This is a genomic window from Peribacillus sp. NPDC058002 (genome assembly GCF_042886655.1).
GTDB classification, from domain to species: Bacteria; Bacillota; Bacilli; order Bacillales; family DSM-1321; genus Peribacillus; species Peribacillus aracenensis.
Genome location: NZ_JBHVQU010000471.1, coordinates 1 through 1,636 on the forward strand (window position 1 = coordinate 1; position 1,636 = coordinate 1,636).

Annotated in this window: 3 protein-coding genes; all 3 read right to left on the reverse strand. The window is 37.8% G+C overall.

Going from position 1 to position 1,636, the window contains the following annotated elements; genetic code table 11:
• Positions 1–93: acyl-CoA dehydrogenase family protein (locus ACFVSH_RS26385; protein ID WP_387708772.1), on the reverse strand; the 93-nt coding region annotated here is incomplete at its 3' end.
• A 60-nt stretch (positions 94–153) separates the two neighbouring features.
• Positions 154–804, reverse strand: a complete 651-nt coding sequence (locus ACFVSH_RS26390) for a TetR/AcrR family transcriptional regulator (RefSeq protein ID WP_387599284.1) — start codon at positions 802–804, stop codon at positions 154–156.
• Positions 805–990: 186 nt separating this feature from the next.
• The coding region (locus ACFVSH_RS26395) for a hypothetical protein (RefSeq protein WP_387708771.1) at positions 991–1,636 on the reverse strand (646 nt) is incomplete at its 5' end.

Sequence of the window (1,636 nt, forward strand, 5' to 3'; positions counted from 1 at the left end):
CAGCTCAATCGCAATGGGTTTAATTTCCTTCTCGGCAAATTCCTTAACCATTTCCTTAATCATCTGCTGTTCTTTTGTAAGTGAAAAATCCATATATTCATTCCCCTTTCAATCGAGACCGACTAGTTGGTCTGTACAAATCAAGTTAATTGTTTAATCGACTGCAACTTTGTTCTTCAGTAGAAATGGCTGGGTGATTTCCGCATCTTTTTGTTCATCTGTCAATAAGGCATTCAGAATTAAATCTACGTAAATATCACCGATTTCATCAATCGTTTTTCCACCGTCCCTTTTGTACCATTTGTAGGACCAGTTGACCATGCCCAGAATTGACATTCCGGTAATTTCCACAGGCAATTCGCTGCGGAATACTCCCTTGTCAATGCCTTCTTTGATAACGGAAAAAATGATTTCTTTATATAATTGACGCTTTTTTTTGATTGCTTCAACATAAGGTGGTTTTAAGTAAATGCTTTCTTGATAGAAAACTGAGATGTGTGGTTTATAGAGGTCAAAAACTTTAACGAATGATTGAATGATCTTTTGCATTTTTTCTGTTGGATGGGTACTTTCTGAAATGGCTTCCTGTGCTTTTATTAAAACATATGAAATAAAGTAATCATGAATGACAAATAGGAGTTCATCCTTGGAAGAGAAATGGTGGTAAAACCCCCCTTTGCTAGTTCCGCATGCCTTAACGATTTCGTTGACGGAGACACCATGAAAACCATGCTGATCGAAGAGCGCCAACGATGTTTCAATTATTTTCTCTTTTAACTCCGTAAGACTGCACCTCCCTTGTATCCGCTTACATTTAATCCAGAATAAAGAGATTTATTATGTATAAACTGGATTTATTTAAATTTTACCAAATATTTAAAAATTGTCAATTTTTAAATATAAACAAAAAACAGCCCTCAATACCAAGAGCTGTCAACCTACTTTATGCTTGAATATGACTCATTCCATACTAACCCTTATTGCCATTCACTATTTATTTTTTCCCTTGACCGGTTTAACTTGAGCTTTTACAAGCTGCCATCCATGGTTATACTTCCATACTGATTTGATTTCCATTATCGAATCACGTTCATCGAACCCTTTTACATGTTGGACTCCCACAAGCGCTTTCCCTTTTCCAAAAACGTGCTTTAGGTTTAATGAAGAGTATGGATCAACCAAAAGCTCTGTCGGTTCATTTAGTTTTCCATTTAGATAAATGCCCATTTCATCATAAGGTTGTCTTCTGGAACTGACATCTATCACCACAGGCTTTTGACCTTCAATAATGACTTCCGCTTTGTATCCGTCAAGAAATTGGGCCATTACAGGAACGGATGGAGGGATTTCCAGTTCCTTCACTTTTCCATCCTTGAACGTATAGGCGTAACTGGTTATCAACCGCTCTCTACCTTCCATCAAAACCGTGACCAATACATCCTGGACCCCATCATTATTCAAGTCGGCAACCTTGAGATCTGGATTATATCCAGCTTTAAGCGGGACGCTGATTGTACGGCGATTGCTTTCCACACTTAACTCGATTTTCTTCAGAAACTTGCTTCCTTCTTCATATGGCATGCCCTGAACCTGGATGATGTCTATTTTCTGGTCACCTGTTACATCTCTTTTAGTT